The sequence below is a fragment of the Parabacteroides sp. AF39-10AC genome (assembly GCF_003635405.1).
Lineage (GTDB): Bacteria > Bacteroidota > Bacteroidia > Bacteroidales > Tannerellaceae > Parabacteroides > Parabacteroides distasonis.
On sequence record NZ_QTLP01000011.1, the window covers coordinates 93,674 to 114,448 of the forward strand.

Annotated in this window: 20 protein-coding genes; 1 reads left to right on the forward strand and 19 read right to left on the reverse strand. The window is 38.8% G+C overall.

Features of this window, described 5'->3' with window-relative positions:
- Nucleotides 1-91: 91 nt before the first annotated feature.
- Nucleotides 92-2,299 carry an alpha-galactosidase gene (locus tag DW033_RS11785; protein WP_048927734.1) on the forward strand — a complete coding sequence of 736 codons (2,208 nt, stop codon included), beginning with the start codon at nucleotides 92-94 and terminating at the stop codon, nucleotides 2,297-2,299.
- A gap of 8 nt (nucleotides 2,300-2,307) precedes the next feature.
- Here DW033_RS11785 and DW033_RS11790 read toward each other — a convergent pair whose 3' ends face one another.
- From DW033_RS11790 to DW033_RS11880, 19 genes are all read right to left on the reverse strand, one after another.
- Nucleotides 2,308-3,357, reverse strand: a complete 1,050-nt coding sequence (locus tag DW033_RS11790) for a DUF3810 domain-containing protein (RefSeq protein WP_008778516.1) — start codon at nucleotides 3,355-3,357, stop codon at nucleotides 2,308-2,310.
- Nucleotides 3,358-3,403: 46 nt separating this feature from the next.
- A complete protein-coding gene (locus DW033_RS11795; protein WP_005865254.1) occupies nucleotides 3,404-3,874 on the reverse strand; it encodes a D-Ala-D-Ala carboxypeptidase family metallohydrolase in 471 nt (156 codons plus the stop codon).
- Between the two features lie 12 nt (nucleotides 3,875-3,886).
- A complete protein-coding gene (locus tag DW033_RS11800; RefSeq protein WP_005865252.1) occupies nucleotides 3,887-4,084 on the reverse strand; it encodes a hypothetical protein in 198 nt (65 codons plus the stop codon).
- A gap of 5 nt (nucleotides 4,085-4,089) precedes the next feature.
- Nucleotides 4,090-4,539, reverse strand: coding sequence for an HU family DNA-binding protein (locus DW033_RS11805; protein ID WP_005865250.1), 450 nt, complete (start codon nucleotides 4,537-4,539; stop codon nucleotides 4,090-4,092).
- A gap of 200 nt (nucleotides 4,540-4,739) precedes the next feature.
- Nucleotides 4,740-5,243 (reverse strand): hypothetical protein, encoded by a 504-nt coding sequence (locus DW033_RS11810; protein ID WP_008778517.1) that lies wholly within the window; start codon nucleotides 5,241-5,243, stop codon nucleotides 4,740-4,742.
- 1,157 nt (nucleotides 5,244-6,400) lie between these two features.
- Nucleotides 6,401-7,663 carry a nucleotide sugar dehydrogenase gene (locus DW033_RS11815; protein ID WP_005865246.1) on the reverse strand — a complete coding sequence of 421 codons (1,263 nt, stop codon included), beginning with the start codon at nucleotides 7,661-7,663 and terminating at the stop codon, nucleotides 6,401-6,403.
- Nucleotides 7,664-7,677: 14 nt separating this feature from the next.
- The gene (locus DW033_RS11820) at nucleotides 7,678-8,817 is read right to left on the reverse strand and encodes a dTDP-glucose 4,6-dehydratase (protein ID WP_005865244.1); all 1,140 of its coding nucleotides are present in this window, start codon (nucleotides 8,815-8,817) and stop codon (nucleotides 7,678-7,680) included.
- A gap of 5 nt (nucleotides 8,818-8,822) precedes the next feature.
- Nucleotides 8,823-9,734, reverse strand: coding sequence for a dTDP-4-dehydrorhamnose reductase (gene rfbD, locus DW033_RS11825; protein WP_005865242.1), 912 nt, complete (start codon nucleotides 9,732-9,734; stop codon nucleotides 8,823-8,825).
- 1 nt (nucleotide 9,735) lies between these two features.
- Nucleotides 9,736-10,317: a dTDP-4-dehydrorhamnose 3,5-epimerase gene (gene rfbC / locus DW033_RS11830; RefSeq protein WP_005865240.1), complete on the reverse strand. Its 582-nt coding sequence runs from the start codon at nucleotides 10,315-10,317 to the stop codon at nucleotides 9,736-9,738.
- Nucleotide 10,318: 1 nt separating this feature from the next.
- Entirely contained in the window at nucleotides 10,319-11,224 is a 906-nt protein-coding gene (gene rfbA, locus DW033_RS11835; RefSeq protein WP_005865238.1) for a glucose-1-phosphate thymidylyltransferase RfbA, read from the reverse strand.
- 108 nt (nucleotides 11,225-11,332) lie between these two features.
- Nucleotides 11,333-12,286 (reverse strand): ATP-grasp fold amidoligase family protein, encoded by a 954-nt coding sequence (locus DW033_RS11840; RefSeq protein WP_121961067.1) that lies wholly within the window; start codon nucleotides 12,284-12,286, stop codon nucleotides 11,333-11,335.
- Between the two features lie 18 nt (nucleotides 12,287-12,304).
- Nucleotides 12,305-13,795 (reverse strand): flippase, encoded by a 1,491-nt coding sequence (locus tag DW033_RS11845; RefSeq protein WP_227793695.1) that lies wholly within the window; start codon nucleotides 13,793-13,795, stop codon nucleotides 12,305-12,307.
- Nucleotides 13,770-15,047, reverse strand: coding sequence for an O-antigen polymerase (locus tag DW033_RS11850; RefSeq protein ID WP_005865232.1), 1,278 nt, complete (start codon nucleotides 15,045-15,047; stop codon nucleotides 13,770-13,772). The genes DW033_RS11845 and DW033_RS11850 overlap by 26 nt, the downstream gene beginning before the upstream one ends.
- Nucleotides 15,048-15,061: 14 nt before the next feature.
- Nucleotides 15,062-16,033 (reverse strand): hypothetical protein, encoded by a 972-nt coding sequence (locus tag DW033_RS11855; protein WP_057327103.1) that lies wholly within the window; start codon nucleotides 16,031-16,033, stop codon nucleotides 15,062-15,064.
- 9 nt (nucleotides 16,034-16,042) lie between these two features.
- The gene (locus DW033_RS11860; protein WP_005865228.1) at nucleotides 16,043-16,939 is read right to left on the reverse strand and encodes a glycosyltransferase family 2 protein; all 897 of its coding nucleotides are present in this window, start codon (nucleotides 16,937-16,939) and stop codon (nucleotides 16,043-16,045) included.
- Nucleotides 16,940-16,959: 20 nt separating this feature from the next.
- On the reverse strand, nucleotides 16,960-17,547 hold the full coding sequence (locus tag DW033_RS11865) for a sugar transferase (protein ID WP_005865226.1): 588 nt from the start codon (nucleotides 17,545-17,547) through the stop codon (nucleotides 16,960-16,962).
- Nucleotides 17,548-18,429: an NAD(P)-dependent oxidoreductase gene (locus DW033_RS11870; protein WP_005865224.1), complete on the reverse strand. Its 882-nt coding sequence runs from the start codon at nucleotides 18,427-18,429 to the stop codon at nucleotides 17,548-17,550.
- Nucleotides 18,430-18,443: 14 nt separating this feature from the next.
- A complete protein-coding gene (locus DW033_RS11875) occupies nucleotides 18,444-19,550 on the reverse strand; it encodes an acetyl-CoA carboxylase biotin carboxylase subunit family protein (RefSeq protein ID WP_005865222.1) in 1,107 nt (368 codons plus the stop codon).
- Nucleotides 19,551-19,568: 18 nt separating this feature from the next.
- Nucleotides 19,569-20,768 (reverse strand): DegT/DnrJ/EryC1/StrS aminotransferase family protein, encoded by a 1,200-nt coding sequence (locus DW033_RS11880; RefSeq protein WP_005865220.1) that lies wholly within the window; start codon nucleotides 20,766-20,768, stop codon nucleotides 19,569-19,571.
- Between the last annotated feature and the right edge of the window lie 7 nt (nucleotides 20,769-20,775).

Below are 20,775 nucleotides of genomic sequence, written 5' to 3' on the forward strand. Positions count from 1 at the left end.
AAGTAACAGTATCTGATAAAATCCTATTAGGAAACCTACCGGCTCTCTCCTACTTTTGCCCCTGAATTTAAATCTAACACCTACTAATAAAATGAACATTAAGAGTAAATTCGGTTATTTATGTTGCGCCTTCCTATTGACCACTAGTTTATGGGCACAAGACGTATTGATTTCCACGAGGAATACCTCATTATTGCTAGACGCACCTGTCGGCGGAGAGGTAAGATTCATCTACTATGGAGACAAGTTATCCACTTCCGATGCGGCTACCTTGCTCGAGACCGAGCAGAAAACATTTTCCGCTTATCCGGTCTACGGCTTGAATTGCCCCTCCGAAAGCGCATTGTCCGTTACCCATGGCGACGGGAATATGACCCTTCAACTGGAAGTCATAAAAGTAGATACACGAAAAGAGCAAACGGCAGATATCACAACGATCCGATTAAAAGATAAAGTGTATCCTTTTTATATGAATCTCTGTTACAGAACCTATCCGGACGCCGATATCATCGAGACTTGGACAGAGATCACGCATGAGGAGAAAAAAGCGATCACCCTCAATCGTTTCGCTTCCGCTTATCTGCCGATCCGGAAAGGAGACGTATGGGTTTCCCACTTATACGGCTCATGGGCAAACGAGGCTCAATTGGCACAAGAACCGTTACGACCGGGCATCAAGATGATAAAAAACAAGGATGGTATCCGCAACTCCCATACCGCCCACGCCGAAGTGATGATCTCCCTAGACGGAAAACCAAAGGAAAACACCGGTTCCGTTATTGGCGCCGCCCTATGCTATAGCGGTAACTACAAATTATTCTTCGATACGGATGATAGCGACTATCACCATTTCTTCGCGGGAATAAACGAGGAGAACTCGGCTTACACCCTCAAAGCCAAAGAAAGTTTCCGTACACCGGAATTGGCGCTGACTTACAGTAAGGACGGCTTAAGCGGAAGCAGCCGAAATTTCCACGCATGGGCACGCAAACATAAGATAGCGAATGGAGCGACCGCCCGGAAAATCTTACTAAACAGTTGGGAAGGTGTATATTTCGATATCAATCAAGAAGGTATGGACCAAATGATGAGTGATATCCAGTCTATGGGCGGCGAGTTGTTCGTCATGGACGACGGCTGGTTTGGCGATAAATATCCTCGTAATAAAGATAACTCGTCCTTAGGGGATTGGATGGTTGATGCCCGAAAACTACCAAGAGGCATCGAGGGCCTGATCGCCGACGCCAACAAGCATGGTATTAAATTCGGTATCTGGATCGAGCCGGAAATGGCCAACACGACAAGCGAATTGTACGAGAAGCATCCGGAATGGGTATTGAAAGCTCCAAACAGGGAAATCGTCCTGGGGCGTGGCGGTACACAGGTCGTTCTTGATCTCTCCAATCCCGAGGTGCAAGACTTCATATTCGGTATCGTCGACAACTTGATGACAACATACCCGGAGATCGATTATATCAAATGGGACGCCAATATGAGCATCCTGAACCATGGCTCCCAATATCTGCCTTCGGATCAGCAAAGCCATATGTATATCGAATATCACGAAGGATTCAAGAAAGTCTGTGAGCGTATCCGAGCCAAATACCCGGATTTAACCCTACAGGCTTGCGCCAGCGGTGGAGGCCGGGCAAATTACGGTGTCATGCCTTACTTCGATGAGTTTTGGGTAAGCGACAATACCGATGCCTTACAGCGTATCTATATGCAATGGGGTACTTCTTATTTTTTCCCGGCTATCGCCATGGCCTCACACATCAGCGCCGCCCCCAACCATCAAACATTCCGGGTCATTCCCCTAAAATATCGGATCGACGTAGCGATGAGCGGCCGTTTGGGCATGGAGATCCAACCCAAGAATATGACAGAAGAAGAGAAAACACTTTGCCGCAAGGCGATCGCCGATTATAAGACGATCCGTCCCGTCGTGCAATTCGGCGATATCTACCGTCTGGTTTCTCCGTACGATCGTTTGGGAGTAGCTTCCTTGATGTACACTTCACCGGAGAAAGACAAAGCCGTATTTTATTGGTGGAAGACCGAGCATTTTGTCAACCAACATTTACCCCGTGTAAAGATGAACGGATTATCCCCAGACAAGAAATACAGAGTCTGCGAACTGAACCGGATCGACAACGAGCCTCTGGCCTTCGAGGGTAAAGCTTTCACCGGAGAATATCTCATGGCGAACGGACTGGAAATCCCTTATAATCACATTGTCGATTATCACAAACAGAATGATTACTCGAGCCGGGTGCTTTATTTGGAGGAAGTTAAATGATGAATAAATCATTCTCCTTCCAAGGCGATCAATAAGGCGATCACCTCCGAATAATTAGCGGTTCCAGTAGGTATCTTATTGCCTTTCAGGAAAAGATTATAGACCACGTCTTGTGCCTCGCCGATCAACGGGCTGTATAAGGATTGCCAATAGGCGACTTTCTCGTTATACAAGTCCTTGATCTCGGGGCGTAATCTTTTCTTCCATGCCTCAAAAGCGTCCTTATCCAAAGCCACATATGCGTTACTCAGCGCATAAGGCAGCAAAGAGAAGTAACCAGAGAACCGGATTTCCGGCACGGAAGAACCCGTGCATATTAAATAACTGTATAGATTAGCCTCGGCCTCGTTGGATATACTAAGCACATGAGCCATCTCATGGGCGTAGGTGGCGGGATATTGCACGGGCAAGAGCTGGCCGTTCAAATTGAACTCCGTAAAAAACGGCCCCATATATCCCATCACCCCTACTCCACTCATCAACCGGGAGAACAGCATCGTTTTAGGATGAAGATAGGTTCCGGGAGTGGTAAGCCCGAAACGAGTAGGCAATTCCCGATATCCTTCCTGCACCGCCTCTTTCACGACCTCCCGATCGATCGTCTCTATCGGAACCCATGAGGCGTTCAGGGAATCCGTGTAGGCATCCAAGAAGGATTGGAAATGTTCCGAGGAAAAAGGCACATAAGTGGTTCGCGTACGAGTGAAAAAATCTTCCCGGAAATAATTCAATCCCCAAGCGATATAGAACCAGACATACACCCATGCCAGATATTCCACGACATGCCTTATTGTCCTCCCGATCCTCCGCCTCCTTATAATCGCATACGACAGATACCCTAATAACCCGGCGATGCTACCATAAATAAAACAATCCCCTACGGAAAAAGGGAACAAGCAGGAGAAACGAGATAGCATACCCGATACCCATGGATAAATCGAACGGGAATACCATTCGCCTAATCTGGGATTTCCCATCACGATCCATATTGCGACAAGAAAAATCGCCAATATAATCCAACGAACACGTATCTTTTTTAGATATTCAAGTTTAATCATAGGAGGCAAATATATCATATCCTTTTCAGTCCACACAGTTTTATTATTAAAAAAGAACTAACGCTCCACAACTACAGAACATACAGACAACACAAAGCATATAAACTAACACTTGCATCCTGTTATTTCCATTTATCTTTAAGGAAAGATGCAAAAAACGTCTTCGTCCATATAATATAGCTTGGTCAAATACTAAACCGGAACATTGCAATACATCCAACAATTTTTCCGGCCCATCGGCAACATAGCAATCTGCCGCTTCTCCTTTCAAGTGTTGGCTGGTAACGACCCCGCCAGCAAGACGATTTACCTTCTCATTCCGATATCCACTCAATATAGCAATCGGTGCCCCATACAATAGACGTAATGGTTCCAATAAACCAACTGCCAAATTTTGAAGGGCTAGACATGCACAAGGAGGAGGCTGATTATTTATCGCATTGTCCACGGCAATACCACTATAAGTAAACTCATCCAAACAAAAATGCTCTGTTAACCTTTTATCATGTCTTTCCATAATTTTCAATTTTCAATTATTAATTTTCAATTTATAAGAGTAGTCCACTCCAAAAAGGGCCCCGGCAAACGTACTGATCTCACCGAAAGCCACCAGTACACTGTTATCGATCAATCCTTGCGGATCAATCCAGAATCCGCTGAAGAGAAGTGTGATCCCGCTCATTGAGAGCAGGATCGCAACAATTAATTGAATCGTCAAACGCCTCATAGCTCTTAGATTTCATCCGGACTTTCACTATCACTCCCGTTTCCACCCGTATCTTCTTCATTTGGAAGCACAGTCTTCTCAAAACTTGTCCGGCTCTTGGCTACGCGTAGCGCCTTGCCCGGGTAGAACCGTACTTTCGGCTCCCGAATCAAGTTCGTTGAAAACGTCTTCTCATCCGGTACCCCCGACGATCCGAAACAAAAGCGGAAAAGTCCCAGCTCACCTACACTGACACGCCTGCCATGCTGTAAATGACGGACCAACACCACATTCATACGATCCAGAACCGCCTTCACGCTAGCGCTACCTACACCAGAGCTATCTGCCACCTCCTCCGCAAATTCATCAAAAGTAACCAGATCTCCATACACCATTTGAGCGTATACCTTTTCAGGAATAGATTCGTGATCCTCACCTAGATTCTTTCTCATTACTAATTTAAATTTCAATGCCATAACTATACGTTTTTAATGAATAAATGAATGTAACCATGCTTCGAACACATGACAAAGGTATAATAGCCACAAAGCCTGACTTCGATGACGCAAAACAGTTAACGACCTAGCAGCCAACACACACATTCCCAAATCAACGAAAAACACACCAAATTTCATCGACTTCAATCCACGTACATTTAACATTTATCAATAAAGAATCACATCTCATCCGTTATTTCCCTCTTCCCCGCCAGTTCCAAAATATCACTTGGTAATATATTCAATGCGCTCAAACGGCTAGCCAAGGATTTCGGCAAGACCTCCGAATTAGGATCCGATAAACTCCGGACGGAAAACGCCATACATAAACAAGCCGCCAAATGAGAATAAGGCAAACGCCCATCCCGATCCGTAAACTCCACCAGCTTCGCCATCCGCAAAAACAAGTCCGGTCGATGCAACTCATAACGGGCATTCTTCCACGGCGTATGCCTTGTCAAATACCACACCATCAAGTTCTCCCCTCGCTCCCCATCCAAATAACCATCCACCAATCTCCGATATCCCATCGGCAACTCTTCATAATGCCCAAAAGCCAGCTTACAAAACCCCAGCAAATGCCTTTCTCTATCTTCCGCCGACAATCCGGCCAGACGCACACTAAACAACTCAACGGTAGGCCAACCCCGAAATTCGCCTAATAGTCCCTTCAAATCTTTCATAAGATTTTTCATTTCCACGATCACAGGGGGAATATTTATCCCTGCGCCGCAGAAGGCCGAATCCCACATTTATATATGGATCATCAAGGCATACATAAAAACAGAACCGGCCTCCTTACCTCCCCGAAGGGAGAAAGAAGACCGGTACAAAATCTTTATTCTATATCGATTCTACAGTCTATTCTATCATCTACACATTCATCATCGCACCTTTGTGGTTCTCATTTCTTGCAAACACTTCCATGGAAGTTCCTCTTTCTTTTTTGGCGTTATACCGATAAGCATATCGGCGATATGTACTCCCATGATTGACACCATGGGAGTTGAAGACATAGAAGAGGAGATATCTTAAAAATCGACTCCACATAAACAAAAGTAAACCGCCAATAGTGCTTTCCTAATTAATTTATGGCAATCACGCAACACCTTTGTTGGTACTCTAATTAGAGCATGCACCAATGTATAGGCTCTTTTGTAGCACCTACCTAATTTTATGTTAAAAACATTGAATTTAACCATTAGTACATACCAACTCTATATTCTGGGGTATGAGATTAACAAAGTCCTTACAATCATTAAAAATATTTTTAAAATATTCACCAAGGAAATCCCAAGCTCACTTCCCCCGCTGCCTCACAGTACTGATTACACCATGATATGCAGCTGCCATTTCTACACCTTCGTCACGACCAAAGTGTAACATACTGTTACATTGCATAGTAAGTGATCATCAGACTCTTTCTTCAAGAATAAGATTCTCTTCATTATAATCACGTTCCTTTCTAAAGAAGAAATCCAAACTGTCCGTAAAGACCAAGGCTCTCTTTTCACCTCCTTGATCATACGCTTTAACATATTAGCCCGGACATGTGACAGGCACAGTTGATGTTCAGCCTCCTTAAATGTACGGATTTCAACCCATCTCCTATGAAAACATCTTAACCATTTTTCAAACAGGTTATACGGTACCTTATTTCTAAAACAGAAGGATCGGATGGAATCCTTGTTCGTGACCGCTTCGGATTTGTAGCGGAGGAAAAAAATTTCAGAATTGTTATTGCTCTACATATTAATTGGGTTTTAATTACAGCAACAAAGATCTATATTTCTGTTGAATGATGCTATACGTCATTTTTGGACGCTAACCTTAATTTAGATTAATCCCTTCTATATACATCTCGTGTATATACCTTATTTTTCACATCATCCAATTCCACATCATATCGATTGGCTATAATAGCCGCACTACGTTTTTTAAAGAGATCCAAATCATTAACAACTTCTGACCCAAAAAATGTAGTATTATCCGACAAGGCTGGTTCATAAACAATCACAGTAGCTCCTTTTGCTTTCACTCGTTTCATTATTCCTTGAATAGAAGATTGTCTAAAATTATCAGAATTAGACTTCATCGTCAATCGATAAACACCGATCGTAACAGGATGTTCCCGTACACTACTCCATTCATTCTCTTCCCCGTAAGCATAATAACCCGCCATACGAAGTACTTGATCTGCTATAAAGTCTTTCCTAGTCCGGTTACTCTCCACAATCGCTTCTATCAAATTTTCGGGTACATCCGCATAATTAGCGAGTAATTGTTTTGTATCTTTCGGCAGACAATACCCCCCATAGCCAAAAGAAGGATTATTATAGTGATTACCGATACGAGGATCCAAACACACACCATTTATGATCGATTGAGTATCCAACCCCTTCATTTCCGCATACGTATCCAACTCATTAAAATAAGAAACACGTAGTGCAAGATATGTATTTGCGAATAGTTTTACGGCCTCAGCTTCTGTCAACCCCATAAATAAGGTATCTATATTTTCTTTTATAGCACCTTCTTGCAACAGTTCAGCAAAAATATGAGCGGCATCTACCAATTCCGGATCAGACAAATCCGTACCCACGATGATCCGGCTAGGATACAAATTATCATACAAAGCCTTAGACTCTCTCAAGAACTCCGGACTAAAAAGAATACGCTTTGTATGAAACCGCTCACGTACGGAAATCGTATAACCAACAGGTATCGTACTTTTAATGACCATAAAAGCATTTGGATTAAAACGAAGCACCTGCTCTATCACAGCCTCAACAGCGGACGTATCAAAGAAATTTCGCTGGCTATCATAATTTGTCGGAGCCGCTATCACCACAAAATCAGCGTCCTTATAAGCCATCTCCGCATCTAGCGTAGCTTTCAAATTCAATTTATGACTAGCCAAATACTCTTCTATGTAATCATCTTGAATCGGTGATTTTTTATTATTGATCAAATCTACCTTCTCAGGAACTATGTCTATGGCTACCACCTCATGATGCTGTGATAACAAAGTGGCAATTGATAAACCAACGTAACCGGTACCGGCTACGGCTATTTTGTATTGTTTGTTGACTATATAGCTCATTTTATAATTATTTTTCAACGATTTCCATACATTTCTACATAGTAATCTTGGTATTCACCATTAATAATATTTTCACACCATTCATGCTTCTCCAAGTACCATCTCACAGTCCTCTCGATACCCTCCTCGAATTGCAAGCTAGGCTCCCAGCCGAGTTCCTTTTGCAACTTTGTTGAGTCGATGGCATAGCGTACGTCATGGCCTAAACGGTCAGTCACGTAGGTGATAAGATCCATATCCTCACCCTCTTTACGTCCTAACAGACTATCCACCGTATTGATCACCACCTTGATGATATCGATATTCTTCCACTCGTTGAAGCCACCGATATTGTAGGTCTCGGCGATCTTTCCGTTGTGGAAAATCAAGTCTATCGCACGGGCATGATCCTCCACGAACAGCCAGTCGCGCACGTTCTCGCCCTTGCCATAGACCGGTAGCGGCTTGCGGTGACGGATGTTGTTGATGAATAGGGGTATCAGTTTCTCCGGGAATTGATAGGGGCCATAGTTGTTTGAGCAATTTGTCACGATGGTCGGCATGCCGTAAGTATCGTGATAGGCACGTACAAAATGGTCTGAACTTGCCTTACTCGCTGAATAGGGCGAATGAGGATTGTATTTCGTTGTCTCATAGAAGAAATCATCTCCGTATGCCAAGTGATGCTCACCGGAGGAAGCCGCTGTCATGAACGGGGGCTCGATTCCTTCCGGATGGTTCATCGTCAACGCTCCATACACCTCATCGGTAGAGATATGATAGAAGCGTTTACCCTCATACTTCTCCGGCAGGCTTTCCCAATACAACTTAGCGGCTTGGAGCAAAGCCAAAGTACCCATCACATTGGTCCGGGCGAATGTAAACGGATCCTTGATACTTCGGTCTACATGGCTCTCGGCCGCCAAATGGATGATACCATCGATCTGCTCATCCCGCATCAATTGATAGAACGCCTCAAAGTCGCAAATGTCCATCCTCACAAACTTATAGTTTGGTTTGTCCTCCACATCCTTTAGGTTTGCCAAGTTGCCGGCGTAGGTCAGCTTGTCCAAATTAATGATGTTATATCCCGGATATTTGTTTACAAACAGACGTACAACGTGAGAGCCGATGAAGCCCGCACCACCGGTGATTACTATATTTCGTTTTGCCATGATTCTTAACAGTTGTTTTTTAAATTAGTGATACATCGTTTTAAGGATTCCGTCCAATAAGGAACTCGAACGCCGAATGTTTCTTTGATTTTTGTTTTGTCCAATACCAAATAGGACGGACGTTTTACGGGGCTGGGGAACTCGTCGCTATGACAAGGCCGGATATCACAAGCGGTCGTGCCATTGTATTCGGCGATCATCTTCGTGAAGTCGAACCAAGAGCAGACCCCCTCGTTGGAGTAATGATAGATGCCGCTCTTGCCATAAATAGCGCAAGCTATGTCCGTCGCATAATCACGCAAGACTGCCGCTATGGCTTTCGCCAAATCGTAAGCGTATGTCGGTGTACCAGCCTGATCGAATACCACCTTCAGTTGGGGCCGAGTAGCCGTAAGGTGCATCATCGTTTTGCAAAAGTTTTTCCCGAACTCACTGTACAACCAAGCGGTACGAATTATCACATGCTTGCAACCTACAGTCATGATCTTCTGCTCACCCCGCAATTTTGTCATACCATACACACCGGTTGGCGTACCCTGTTGATCCTCTTGGCAGGGCACATTGTAAGGCTCTTTGCCAAACACATAATCCGTAGAGATCTGCACCAACAAACCATTGACCGCCTTCATCGCCTTGGCCAAATTTTCCGGGGCCTCGGCATTCAGCCTCTCGGCCAACGCCTCATTACTCTCCGCCGCATCTACGTTGGTATAGGCGGCGCAATTCACGATAACGTCGATGCGCCGCTCCGCAACCAGTACCCTCACCGCTTCCAAATCCGTAATATCCAAAAAGACAGTCTCTACTCCTTCCACTTGATTCACATCCGTGAATACATAGTGGTCATCACTTTCCCGGGTGATGATACGTATCTCGTTTCCCAACTGCCCGTTGGCTCCTGTCACCAATATATTCATCTTATTCAAATTCAAGGTATAAATTTACATGATAATCAAACGGTGAGTCAAAATCCTCCAAGCATGGATGCTTTATATCCTTCTCCGAGAGAAGGGCCTTATCCATTGGTATCCGCCAATCTATGCCCAGACTCTCATCCTTTATACAGATGCCCCCATCCGCTTGCGGAGCATAGAAATTATCGCATTTGTATTGGAAAACAGCTATCTCACTCAATACCGCGAATCCATGAGCGAACCCTCTGGGCACGAAAAACTGGCGATGGTTATCCTCACTCAATTCAACGGCTACATGCTTACCATAAGTTGGACTTCCTTTGCGAATATCCACGGCTACGTCAAGGACACATCCTTTCACGCAACGCACCAATTTGCTCTGCGTAAAAGGGGGCCTCTGAAAATGCAAGCCGCGCATCACTCCGTATGAGGACATACTCTCATTATCCTGTACGAAATTTATCTTACGAACCTTCTCCTCGAACTCTCGCTGCGAGAAACTCTCGAAGAAGTATCCCCGAGCGTCATCAAACACCTTCGGCTCAATGATCACCACGCCCTCTATATCTGTCTTTATTACCTCCATCTTAACCTAAATTCGGATCTCCTGTCTCCTTTAATTCCTCAATTACCTTTAGTAGATATTGCCCATATTGGTTCTTAAGCATGGGTTGCGCCAGCTCTCGCATACGCTCCTCGGTTATCCATCCCTGACGGTATGCAATACCCTCCAAGCAGGCCACTTTCACCCCCTGACGCTTCTCCAATACCTCGATATACGTAGATGCCTCGCTCAGGGAGTCGTGCGTACCGGTATCCAGCCAAGCGAAGCCTCGGCCTAAAGTCTGGACTTTCAGCGCTCCATCCTCCAAGAATCGTTGGTTGACCGTAGTGATCTCATACTCTCCACGTGCGGACGGTTGAATGCTACCCGCTACATCAACAACCTTGTTCGGGTAGAAATACAATCCGACCACGGCGTAGTTGCTCTTGGGACACTCCGGCTTCTCTTCGATACTCAGGCAACTGCCGGCCTGGTCGAACTCGGCCACGCCATAACGCTCCGGATCACTCACCCAATAGCCAAAAACAGTAGCCCTATTCTCTTCCTCCGCAGTACGAACCGCCTCCTTTAGCATCAAGGTAAATCCATTACCATGGAAGATATTATCACCTAGCACCAAGCAAATGCTGTCATCACCGATGAATTCTGCTCCAATGGTAAATGCCTGTGCCAATCCATCCGGAGAGGGCTGTTCTGCATACTCGAAACGCACCCCATAATCAGAGCCATCCCCAAGCAGACGCTTGAATCCCGGCAAATCATAGGGCGTTGATATAATCAAGATATCCCGGATGCCCGCCAGCATTAACACACTGATAGGATAATACACCATCGGCTTATCAAAAATAGGGAGCAACTGCTTGCTCACTCCCTTAGTGATTGGGTAGAATCGGGTACCCGAGCCACCGGCTAAAACAATTCCTTTCATAATTATGAATTTTCAATTATTAGTATTTAACTCAGAATACCTCACAAATAAAGATCCGGTAAAACAGGACAAATACATTTACAAAGAAAAATCATTCCAACACTTTCCCTAAAAGTCCAATTCCTTTATTTTCCATAAATCCCCCAACATCAAATCAGCTTCAATAGGGGAAATATCCTCAAATCCACTACCATTAGTAAATGTCATTTCACCAAAATAAATTTTCCCATCAACATTATATAGATCTACTCGAACATGAGAAAAGCCTCGAGATAATTTTTTTACTATTTCAATCATTATATCGAAATTTTTCGGCTTATCTACTACACCTTTAAAATTACCATATGATCGTTGATTCCACGCTTGAATATTCCATTTCAAATCATAAACATTTCTAGTATGATTTGTAAATCTATCCATATCAACCCAACAATAGTAAGGCACTCCATCAAAACATAAAAACTTATAGTCAACCAAATCAGAGCCTCTAGAATCTATAAATTCTTCTGCGATAATTTTAGGCGAAATATCCTTATAATGCATTTCACAGTACCTACAACTATAATCCGTCTCTAAAGAGAATTTCAATTTCCTTTTCAACTCTATTTTTTTAGCAAGTGTTATCGCTTTTTTATTGCGAATAATCACCGCATCTCCAGAACCATGATTAGTTTTAAGAACAAATTGATTAGGTAATATATCGAGATTTACATCGTCATATTTATCCCATACCGCTAGTAATGGGACCAAATACTCACTTCCAACTTTATCTGCGACCCAATCTCTCACTTTATACTTATCTGAACACAATGTTTTTCGAGGATCTTTATCGAATAATTTCGCCCACTGCATTTTTTCAGTATAAGTTTTTAGGTTTTCCCAATCCAGTTCTTTACCTTGCCTATTTTTATAAAGACACGCATCATAAGCTTTAAGTTCCTCATCAGACATTCTCGAAACAGCCAAAGACATTTTTTTGTTTCTTAAAAAATCTTTATAATATTCAATATAAGCAATCGATTGGTATATCAAAGGCAATTTAGCTTGAATAAAATGTTTCATAATATATATAATAAGCGACTAATATCTTACTACAAATTTTCTCAACAAAACCATCAACCGTGTTCTACTTTTTAACATAAGTAAAAACACACCAACAGCATAAATAAACATACCTACCAGAAGTTGAAGTATTAATGTAACAATATTTATATTCATTACATTTCCTATTTGAAAAACAAAAACAAACATTACTATCCCAATTAGTATAGGCGGAATCGTATTTAACAAATATTTTTTAATGAAAATTTTTTTTCTAACAAAATACGATTGATATATACAAACAATAATTTCAGCAAAAATAGTTCCTATAACAGCTCCTCTTGCAGCCATATATGGTATCAAAATTATATTCACAATCAAATTAACAGCAGCACCTAAAAACAAGGAAACAACAAATATTTTATCCTCTTTATAAGGTATTAAATATTGAGTTCTTATCACATTGGCAAAAGCCATAAACGGGACTGTCACAGCCAATCCCATTATAAGAATTCCACATTCTTCAAATTCATAACCAAAAAAGATGGGGGCTAACACAAATGAAATACCTGCCAATCCAAAAGAGATAGCTATTGCTAATAACATAACAGCTTCCATCGACATGTCAATTAACTTAAAAACCTCTCCTTTATCCTTACTCGTCACCATATTTGCAATTCGAGGCATAAGAACTACACCAAATGCCATTATCAAACTCATTGGCACATTAATTATTTTTTCAGCATTTTCATAAAACCCGACTTGAACATTCGAAGAAATGGATCCTAGCATAATTTTATCCATATACTTATAAAGACTCAATGCCAATATCGGCAAAAACAATACAAATAGGGGTCGAATATGTTGTTTCATATTAGCCCAAGAAGGCCTCCTCCATGAGACATATTGCTTTAAAGCAAACCAAACTACTGACTGCCCGACAAAAACAGAAAGGGCTAATATTAGCGCATAAATCCAAAGATCAGTTTGTGTCTTAACAAAAACTAAAACTAAAAATACAGACAAAATTTTCACAAGAGTATTTCTTCCTACTGTCAGCTTAAACTTCTCTATTCCAAAGAAAAACCAATTAATATCAAAGACTGCAGCAAAAACATAAATGCTCTGAATAAGAAATATGACCAGATTATCCTCTACAAAAAAAAACAAAAGCACTAAATAAACAAATATTACAATTATTGAAAAAATAATGTGAATTGATAGAATTTCAGAAAAGTTCCTATTCAATTCTTCTTTATTATTTCGAACCATAGCAATCGTTCGACTTCCATAATTTTTAATTCCAAGATTTGCAAACAAAACAAAATAGTTAGCAACTGCATATGTATAAGAGAAAAGTCCTATATTCTCAGCACCTAAAACTCTTGATACATAGGGGATCGTAAATAGAGGAATGAAAACTATCAACAATTCATACAAGAACTGATATACTATATTTCTCCTTAAACTTGGCAAATTTTTACAATTTATATTTTTAAACACCTCACAATCTAATTCTTTTATAAACAAAAAAAGCCATTAAAAAGCTTATGCCTTGAACGGGCTGTGTAAAATAGAATCTAACAAATGAGAAAATCAACTTTTGCAACAATAATAAATAAATTAGCGTATATTTATCATCTGTACCATTTTTCGCTTTTTTATAAAAATGCATAACAAAAAAACCAAACAATACCCCCCCAACAAAAACACCAAACATCCCACCATCTAAGTAAAATTGAAAAAAAGTAGTTACAAATGCATTCATTCTAGCACTCCCAAGTAACACCACATTTTCTAAGTTCATAAATGAAAGATCACGTATAGTAGTTAACCATATTGGATATTTCCAACCCGCAAGCGTTAAAATAAACATAAAAGGATAAAAAACACCATAAAACGAAGCCATACCATACCCATAAACATTAAAAAAAGAAGCATTCAATTCATTTATTCTATATTCTAAATGAGCAATTGGAACAACGAAATATTGATACATTTGAAAGAAAAAATCAACATTTTCACCTTTCCTTGATATCGTTGTAAAAATCAATGATATAATACAAGACAAAACAACCAGTACAATTTTTCTCCTATTTTCTTTTTTCAATTTTATCTTTACACCCTTCCACTTATATAAATATATAACATAAATAGCCATCCATAGAATAACAGATCGACCTCCAGAAGTAAGAACCCAAGCAATAATCATCAGAATAGTTGAAACAATAAAAATCTTATTTCTATTACCTTTAAACCATTCTATTGGGAGTATCGCTATAGCTAAATAGACAGTAGGTGTCGCTATAAAATTTTGTATAGCAACCATATAATTTGATTGTCTCAACAAATTTAGATCTGAAGAAGTAAACAACTCTCGAATTGCAGATAGGGTTAGGCCTGATTGCAATAATCCAATAACAATAACCGCTTGATAAGCTAAATATACAAATGTTATAGAGTATAGAACAATTACAATTTTAAAATTCAATACATATGAATATTTTACATCGCTTTCAAATTTTCTAAAAAAAATATTTTTTCTCCCAAACCATTTCTTTAAATCAACAGATACAAACCCAACAAAAAAAGAGAATAATCCTATAAATAACAACAAATACGTATCACTATTTGGTACAGGAACGCCAAACAACCCTAATCTTGAAAAAGCCAGCAACAGCATCCAAATCAAAAAAAATACAGTACTAGGATTATATAATTTACCATAAACAAACTTACTAAAACAAGCAGCAAAAACACACAACAAAAACGGTGCTATCATAAAACAAATATAAATTAAATTTTATTCAAATAACGATCTAATTTATCCACAAATAACACAGGCGAATATCTCCCATCATACCCATAATCCACCTTATCTACACATTTTAAAAAATCACTTAATAAAACAGATCCACAACTTAGCAAATAAATATTTTGTTCTCTATAAAATGGAGAACAAAGTATTTTCTCATTATCTGTTACTAATTTCCTATTATAACAAATTGCCTCTAAAGTACGCAACGTAATTCCTGCATTATTTTTATCCATTATTTCCACAATAAACTCAGAACTTAAAATCTCTTTCAACACTGATTTATATGGCAGCCAAGTATTATAAACAATTCCCTTCCTTCTTTTTTGCTTTTTCCTAGGTACTCCTGATATATAAAAAATTGGATTACATCCACAAAGTTCCAATTTATCATAAATACGGATCAATTTTTCCAGCCGATCTTTTGCAACCCCCACAAAAAAACATTTACGCTTTATCATTTCAACATCACCCACATCTACCATTGAATAAACAGTAGGATAATAAGAAAATCCAAATAACTTTGCCTCCTTTTCATCATATGTGTATATCAAATCAAAATTCTTCAACATAGGCTCAATAATACGTCTCATTCTATAAAATGAATTTATTAAGACAAGAACCATAGTCACATTAGATTTCCTCTTCAACTTCTCAAGAAAATTATTTCTATAATTACACAATGAAGGATCTGTAAACAGAATCACATATTCATTCGATTGATCAAAATCATAATGATCTAAAGAATAATATTTCTCCCAAAATAGTTTTAATGGCAATTCTATTTTCATATTCAATTTAAAGCTAAAATGAATACGAAAAAGCAGATCAATCAACACATTATTAACAAACAATGGTTTATTAATAAAATCCACATTATCGAGTTTTTCTAAATCTCTCCACATCAATCTACCATAATCCCGATTTGGATATACCAACAAATATTTTCGCATTACTCTTATTTATCTAAAAAGATGATTTTTCTGATAATCCAATAACTTGCTTATAGTTGATTTCATTCTCAGTGAGCTCAAGACAAAAAACACCAAGGCTTCCTTTGATTTCTTTATATAAAAACTATTTCTATAATATTCCATAGCCACTTTTTGATTAAAAAGAACCACTTCGTTTCCTAATCTAAACAAATATTTAGCATAAGTAGTCGGATTTTTTTGTATATCCTTTTTATATTTATTATATAATGATTCCCATGCATTTTTATTGGCCAAACTACTTTTTGATATACTATCTTTTTGTACAAAAGAGTCCACTAAACTTTCCCTCAAGTAACCTATGGAATAAATTCGAGCAGCTTGTAACGCAAAATCCCAGTCTTGAAAACGCTTTAATGTAACATCAAAACGTATTTTTTCAAAACATTCTCGCTTACATATAATCGTTTGAGTACCAACTCTATTTAAATAAAGAAGTTGATCAAAATAATCTTTATTATCATCCATATCTACATTTGGATAATAATATTTCCTATTGGGATCCTCCAACATAATCCGAGTCATGCCACAAAAGGAGAAATCCAAATTTCTATCAATCATAAATTGGTATTGCTTCTCCAATTTATCAAGATGCCATTTATCATCACTATCTTGAAAGGAGATAAACTCTCCTCTTGCAGATAATGCTCCTATATTTCTCGCATTACAGGCCCCAGATCTTTGCTCTAATCGCAAATAACGAATTCTATCATCTGCGATCTGAGTAACAACATCTTGGGTTCCATCCGTAGAAGCATCATCAACAATAATCAACTCAATATCTCGATATGTCTGGTTTAATACACTATCCACTGCCATACGTATTGTCTGAGCACGATTATATGTAGGTATAACAACTGATATCATTCCACTTATGTTTAAAATATTCAATTTTTGTACACATTTTCCCTACGAAGAACAGATTTTAATGTCATAATAATAATTCTACAATCTAAAAGAAATGAAACATGTTCCGCATAGTAAACATCATTTCTATACCGTTCCTCTAGTGTAGCACTGTTCCGTTTTAAGGCTTGATTATATCCAGTAATACCCGGTCTAACACCAAATTTTTTTCTTATAAAATCCGTATAAGTATTTTCATTACCCATCGGGCTAGGTCTTGGACCAACAAAACTCATATCCCCCAAAAGTACGTTAAATATTTGAGGAAGTTCATCGATACTTGTTTTTCTCAAAAATCCACCGATCTTGGTTAATCGAACATCTTTTTCAGAATTAAAAGTAGTACCATCAGCATTCCTTACATCAGGAGCATTCATTTTCATACTCCTAAACTTAAACATTTTAAATTTTTTCATATTACATCCATAGCGTTCTGCATTATAAAAAACATCACCATGATCTTCTAATTTTATAAACAAAGCCACCGGGATTATTAATATCAAAATAAAAGGAATCAACATCAAAGATATTATAATATCTATAAGACGCTTAATTACATTTTTATACATCTAATCTATTCGATTTTTCAATTCATACAAAGCTTCTTTCATTGTTTTAGGCTTAAAGCCTAAAAAACTAACATAGCGATGAGTATCCATAAAAGAGGAGTCAATATTTTCATCTATATCCTCTTGATAATCTATTGAATTAGTATTTTCAAATACTGAATTTACCGTATTTGCAATTGACAAATTTGTATAAGCCTCTTGCATACCAACATTCAAAATGATTGATTCCTCTTTCTGCTTGATTGCACACAAAACAAAAGTCTCAGCCAAATCATCAACATAAATAAATTGACGTTTAGCTACACTCTTACCTTTCACTATCAATTGTTTTCCTTGATATGCAAATTCGATGAAATTATTCATCATGCCTTTACGCTTTTCCTCTAATCCCAAAACTTGAGCAATTCTCAAAATAGTATATCGGAATTTAAACTTACGGGTATAAAAAGCACAGAGATATTCACAAGATGCCTTTGATATCCCATAAAGAGTTTTAGGAGAAAGACTGATATCCTCTTGCCACGGTATTTTTGTTGTATCTGAATAAACTGCAATAGAAGAAGCAAAAACCAGATGCTTAATATTCAATTCATTCATTGCCAATAAAATATTTTCAGTAACAATCTCATTCACATGATAATCGGAAATCAAGCCTTGTGTACCTCTTGTAGCCGCTAAATGAATAATCACATCTACATTCTTCAATACTTTATTTAATGAATCTACTGAATAATCGGTCTTTACCCATCTTACTTTATTATAGAGTGTTCTATCATTTTGAACTCTTGACAACGCAAGAATATCTATCTCATCATAATCAGCAAGTTTTTCCAATACTTTTGAGCCTATAAATCCACCTGCTCCCGTAATAGCAATTCTCATTACCAAAAACTCCTTTATAGACTATGGATAAAATACCCCACCTTGTCAAAACGTCCATTTACCGGACGTATATTATCACCTGTCGCATAATAGAAAAAACTGTCCTCCGAATCTTTGGGTATCAAGAAAGCAGATTGATCCATTATTGTTTTTGGCTTTTGGCAAAAGAAAACCAACTCCATCGGTTTAATATCCGAATTCAAACATTTTAGTTCTGAAATATCATCATATAGCAGATGCTCAAATACTAACTTCATCAAATTAACCCCTGTAGATCTAGCCAATAAATTCCACATATGACATCCATCCAAACGTGGTGTCATTTCTATGATGTACGGATGACCGTTCATTACTTTCATCTGGAAATAAACCGGACCATTCAATATTCCAATCCGATTACAAGCATCTTCTACGATTCTTTTTATTTTAGAATTAGCTGTATTACAAACGGCTTTACTTGGAACAATATGTTTATGTATCAACCCGGTATATTCCGGCCAAGTATCCCGATCCGAAACAATTAAGAATCGCATTACTCCGTTGACCATATAACCGTTAACTGAAACCTCTGGCCCTTCGATGTACTTTTCAACAATAACTTTTCCCTCTCTAGAATATTTAACCACATCTTGAAAATGAGACTCAAATTCAGATTGTGAACGAATTAAAAAAATACCTCTTTGCCCTTGCGCATCTGATGGTTTTAAAATAGCAGGATATTGAATTGCTATTTTATCTATAGAATCTAACACTTGAAAAGGTATATTTCCTTCACATTCCAATGTTAGTCTCTCACGCATCAAGTTCTTATGATTACAAACATTCGCTGCATAAGAAGAAACAAAATGAGGTAATCCAAGTCTCTCACTCAATCGACATGCTACAGGCATCGCTAAGTCTGATCCTGTTGAATAGACCACATCAATTTTATTATCAACTATAAAAGTTGCTAATTTCTCCTCATCTAATATATTAATCAAATTAAAATGATCTGATAAATCCGCAGCAGGTCCATCTTTAGCCATTGCACATGTGAATGTCTCACATCCCATTTTTTTTAATTGGCTAACTGCATCCATTTGTACTGCCGCAACTCCCAATATTAGAACTTTCTTTCCCATCATTTTTATTAGTAGATCTCATTTTAAACATTCCTTCACACACTCAATCACATAATCCACATCTTCATCAGACAAGCAGGTATGAAGCGGCAATGTCACAACATTTTTAAATTGCTTATAAGCATTTGGATAGTCCTCTATCTTGAACCCCAATTTCTTATAGCCTGTGTGCATAGGAAGCGGTTTATAATGTACATTGGTCGCAACTCCTAATCCGGCCATTTTCTCTATAAATTTGTTCCGTTGTTCGGCATCTTTGTCATTCAGATTTATAATATATAAATGTCCAGAAGAGACAATATCTGAAGTATAATGCGTTACCACCGTAATAGGTAGCCCCTTCAATCCTTTATTATAACGGTCTATAATTTCTTTTCGACGGGACAAAATCTCATCATACCTTTTTATTTGTCCTAGACCTATGCCCGCACAGACATCTGTCATATTACATTTATACCATGGCCCAATAATATCATACTCCCACGCTCCCAACTTCGTTTTTGCCAAAGCGTCTTTACTCTGACCATGAAGACTCAATAACATATATTGGTGATATAACTCATCATTATCTATCCCTTCAATATCTCTCCAAACAACCGCACCGCCTTCCGCTGTTGTTAGGTTTTTCACCGCATGAAATGAGAAATTCGTAAAATCGGCGACAGAACCTATTGGGAATTTTTTATATGAGGCTCCAAAAGAATGAGCACCATCAGCCATAACAATCACTCGATTCAAGGCTTTTTGAATCGGGTTATCATTTGGATGGAATAAATTCTTTTTCCGTTCTACTATATCGAAAATCGTATCATAGCCACAAGGAATACCAAACAAATCCACCGGGATTATAGCTTTTGTTCTCTCGGTTATCGCCGCTTCTAATTTCTCATAATCCATCGTGAACTTTCCATGCTCACAATCTATCATGACCAATCTTGCCCCCACATGCTCTACCACACTTGCGGTAGCTGTATAAGTATAGGCTGGAACAATAACCTCATCACCGATTCCTATACCTAATATACGCAAAGTTATCTCAGCACATGCCGTATTTGAATTCAAACAAACAGCTTTTGAGGTATGACAACGTTCTGCTACCAGCTGTTCTAATTTTTTAGTTTTAGGTCCGGTAGTTATCCAACCGGACTTCAAAGCATCAACAACTTCACTGATCTCTGCCTCTGTTATATCAGGGGGACTAAATAATACGTGTCTCATGACTCTT

What these genes read in the sequence shown, in the direction of transcription:
- rfbA (WP_005865238.1), bottom strand. Translation starts at nt 11,224, where the DNA reads ATGAAAGGAATTGTTTTAGCCGGTGGCTCGGGTACCCGATTCTACCCA.
- DW033_RS11800 (WP_005865252.1), bottom strand. Translation starts at nt 4,084, where the DNA reads ATGAGGCGTTTGACGATTCAATTAATTGTTGCGATCCTGCTCTCAATG.
- rfbC (WP_005865240.1), bottom strand. Translation starts at nt 10,317, where the DNA reads ATGGAGGTAATAAAGACAGATATAGAGGGCGTGGTGATCATTGAGCCG.
- DW033_RS11850 (WP_005865232.1), bottom strand. Translation starts at nt 15,047, where the DNA reads ATGATAGCACCGTTTTTGTTGTGTGTTTTTGCTGCTTGTTTTAGTAAG.
- DW033_RS11795 (WP_005865254.1), bottom strand. Translation starts at nt 3,874, where the DNA reads ATGGAAAGACATGATAAAAGGTTAACAGAGCATTTTTGTTTGGATGAG.
- DW033_RS11855 (WP_057327103.1), bottom strand. Translation starts at nt 16,033, where the DNA reads ATGCGAAAATATTTGTTGGTATATCCAAATCGGGATTATGGTAGATTG.
- DW033_RS11785 (WP_048927734.1), top strand. Translation starts at nt 92, where the DNA reads ATGAACATTAAGAGTAAATTCGGTTATTTATGTTGCGCCTTCCTATTG.
- DW033_RS11865 (WP_005865226.1), bottom strand. Translation starts at nt 17,547, where the DNA reads ATGTATAAAAATGTAATTAAGCGTCTTATAGATATTATAATATCTTTG.
- DW033_RS11875 (WP_005865222.1), bottom strand. Translation starts at nt 19,550, where the DNA reads ATGGGAAAGAAAGTTCTAATATTGGGAGTTGCGGCAGTACAAATGGAT.
- DW033_RS11805 (WP_005865250.1), bottom strand. Translation starts at nt 4,539, where the DNA reads ATGGCATTGAAATTTAAATTAGTAATGAGAAAGAATCTAGGTGAGGAT.
- DW033_RS11840 (WP_121961067.1), bottom strand. Translation starts at nt 12,286, where the DNA reads ATGAAACATTTTATTCAAGCTAAATTGCCTTTGATATACCAATCGATT.
- DW033_RS11870 (WP_005865224.1), bottom strand. Translation starts at nt 18,429, where the DNA reads ATGAGAATTGCTATTACGGGAGCAGGTGGATTTATAGGCTCAAAAGTA.
- DW033_RS11790 (WP_008778516.1), bottom strand. Translation starts at nt 3,357, where the DNA reads ATGATTAAACTTGAATATCTAAAAAAGATACGTGTTCGTTGGATTATA.
- rfbD (WP_005865242.1), bottom strand. Translation starts at nt 9,734, where the DNA reads ATGAATATATTGGTGACAGGAGCCAACGGGCAGTTGGGAAACGAGATA.
- DW033_RS11820 (WP_005865244.1), bottom strand. Translation starts at nt 8,817, where the DNA reads ATGGCAAAACGAAATATAGTAATCACCGGTGGTGCGGGCTTCATCGGC.
- DW033_RS11880 (WP_005865220.1), bottom strand. Translation starts at nt 20,768, where the DNA reads ATGAGACACGTATTATTTAGTCCCCCTGATATAACAGAGGCAGAGATC.
- DW033_RS11815 (WP_005865246.1), bottom strand. Translation starts at nt 7,663, where the DNA reads ATGAGCTATATAGTCAACAAACAATACAAAATAGCCGTAGCCGGTACC.
- DW033_RS11860 (WP_005865228.1), bottom strand. Translation starts at nt 16,939, where the DNA reads ATGATATCAGTTGTTATACCTACATATAATCGTGCTCAGACAATACGT.
- DW033_RS11810 (WP_008778517.1), bottom strand. Translation starts at nt 5,243, where the DNA reads ATGAAAGATTTGAAGGGACTATTAGGCGAATTTCGGGGTTGGCCTACC.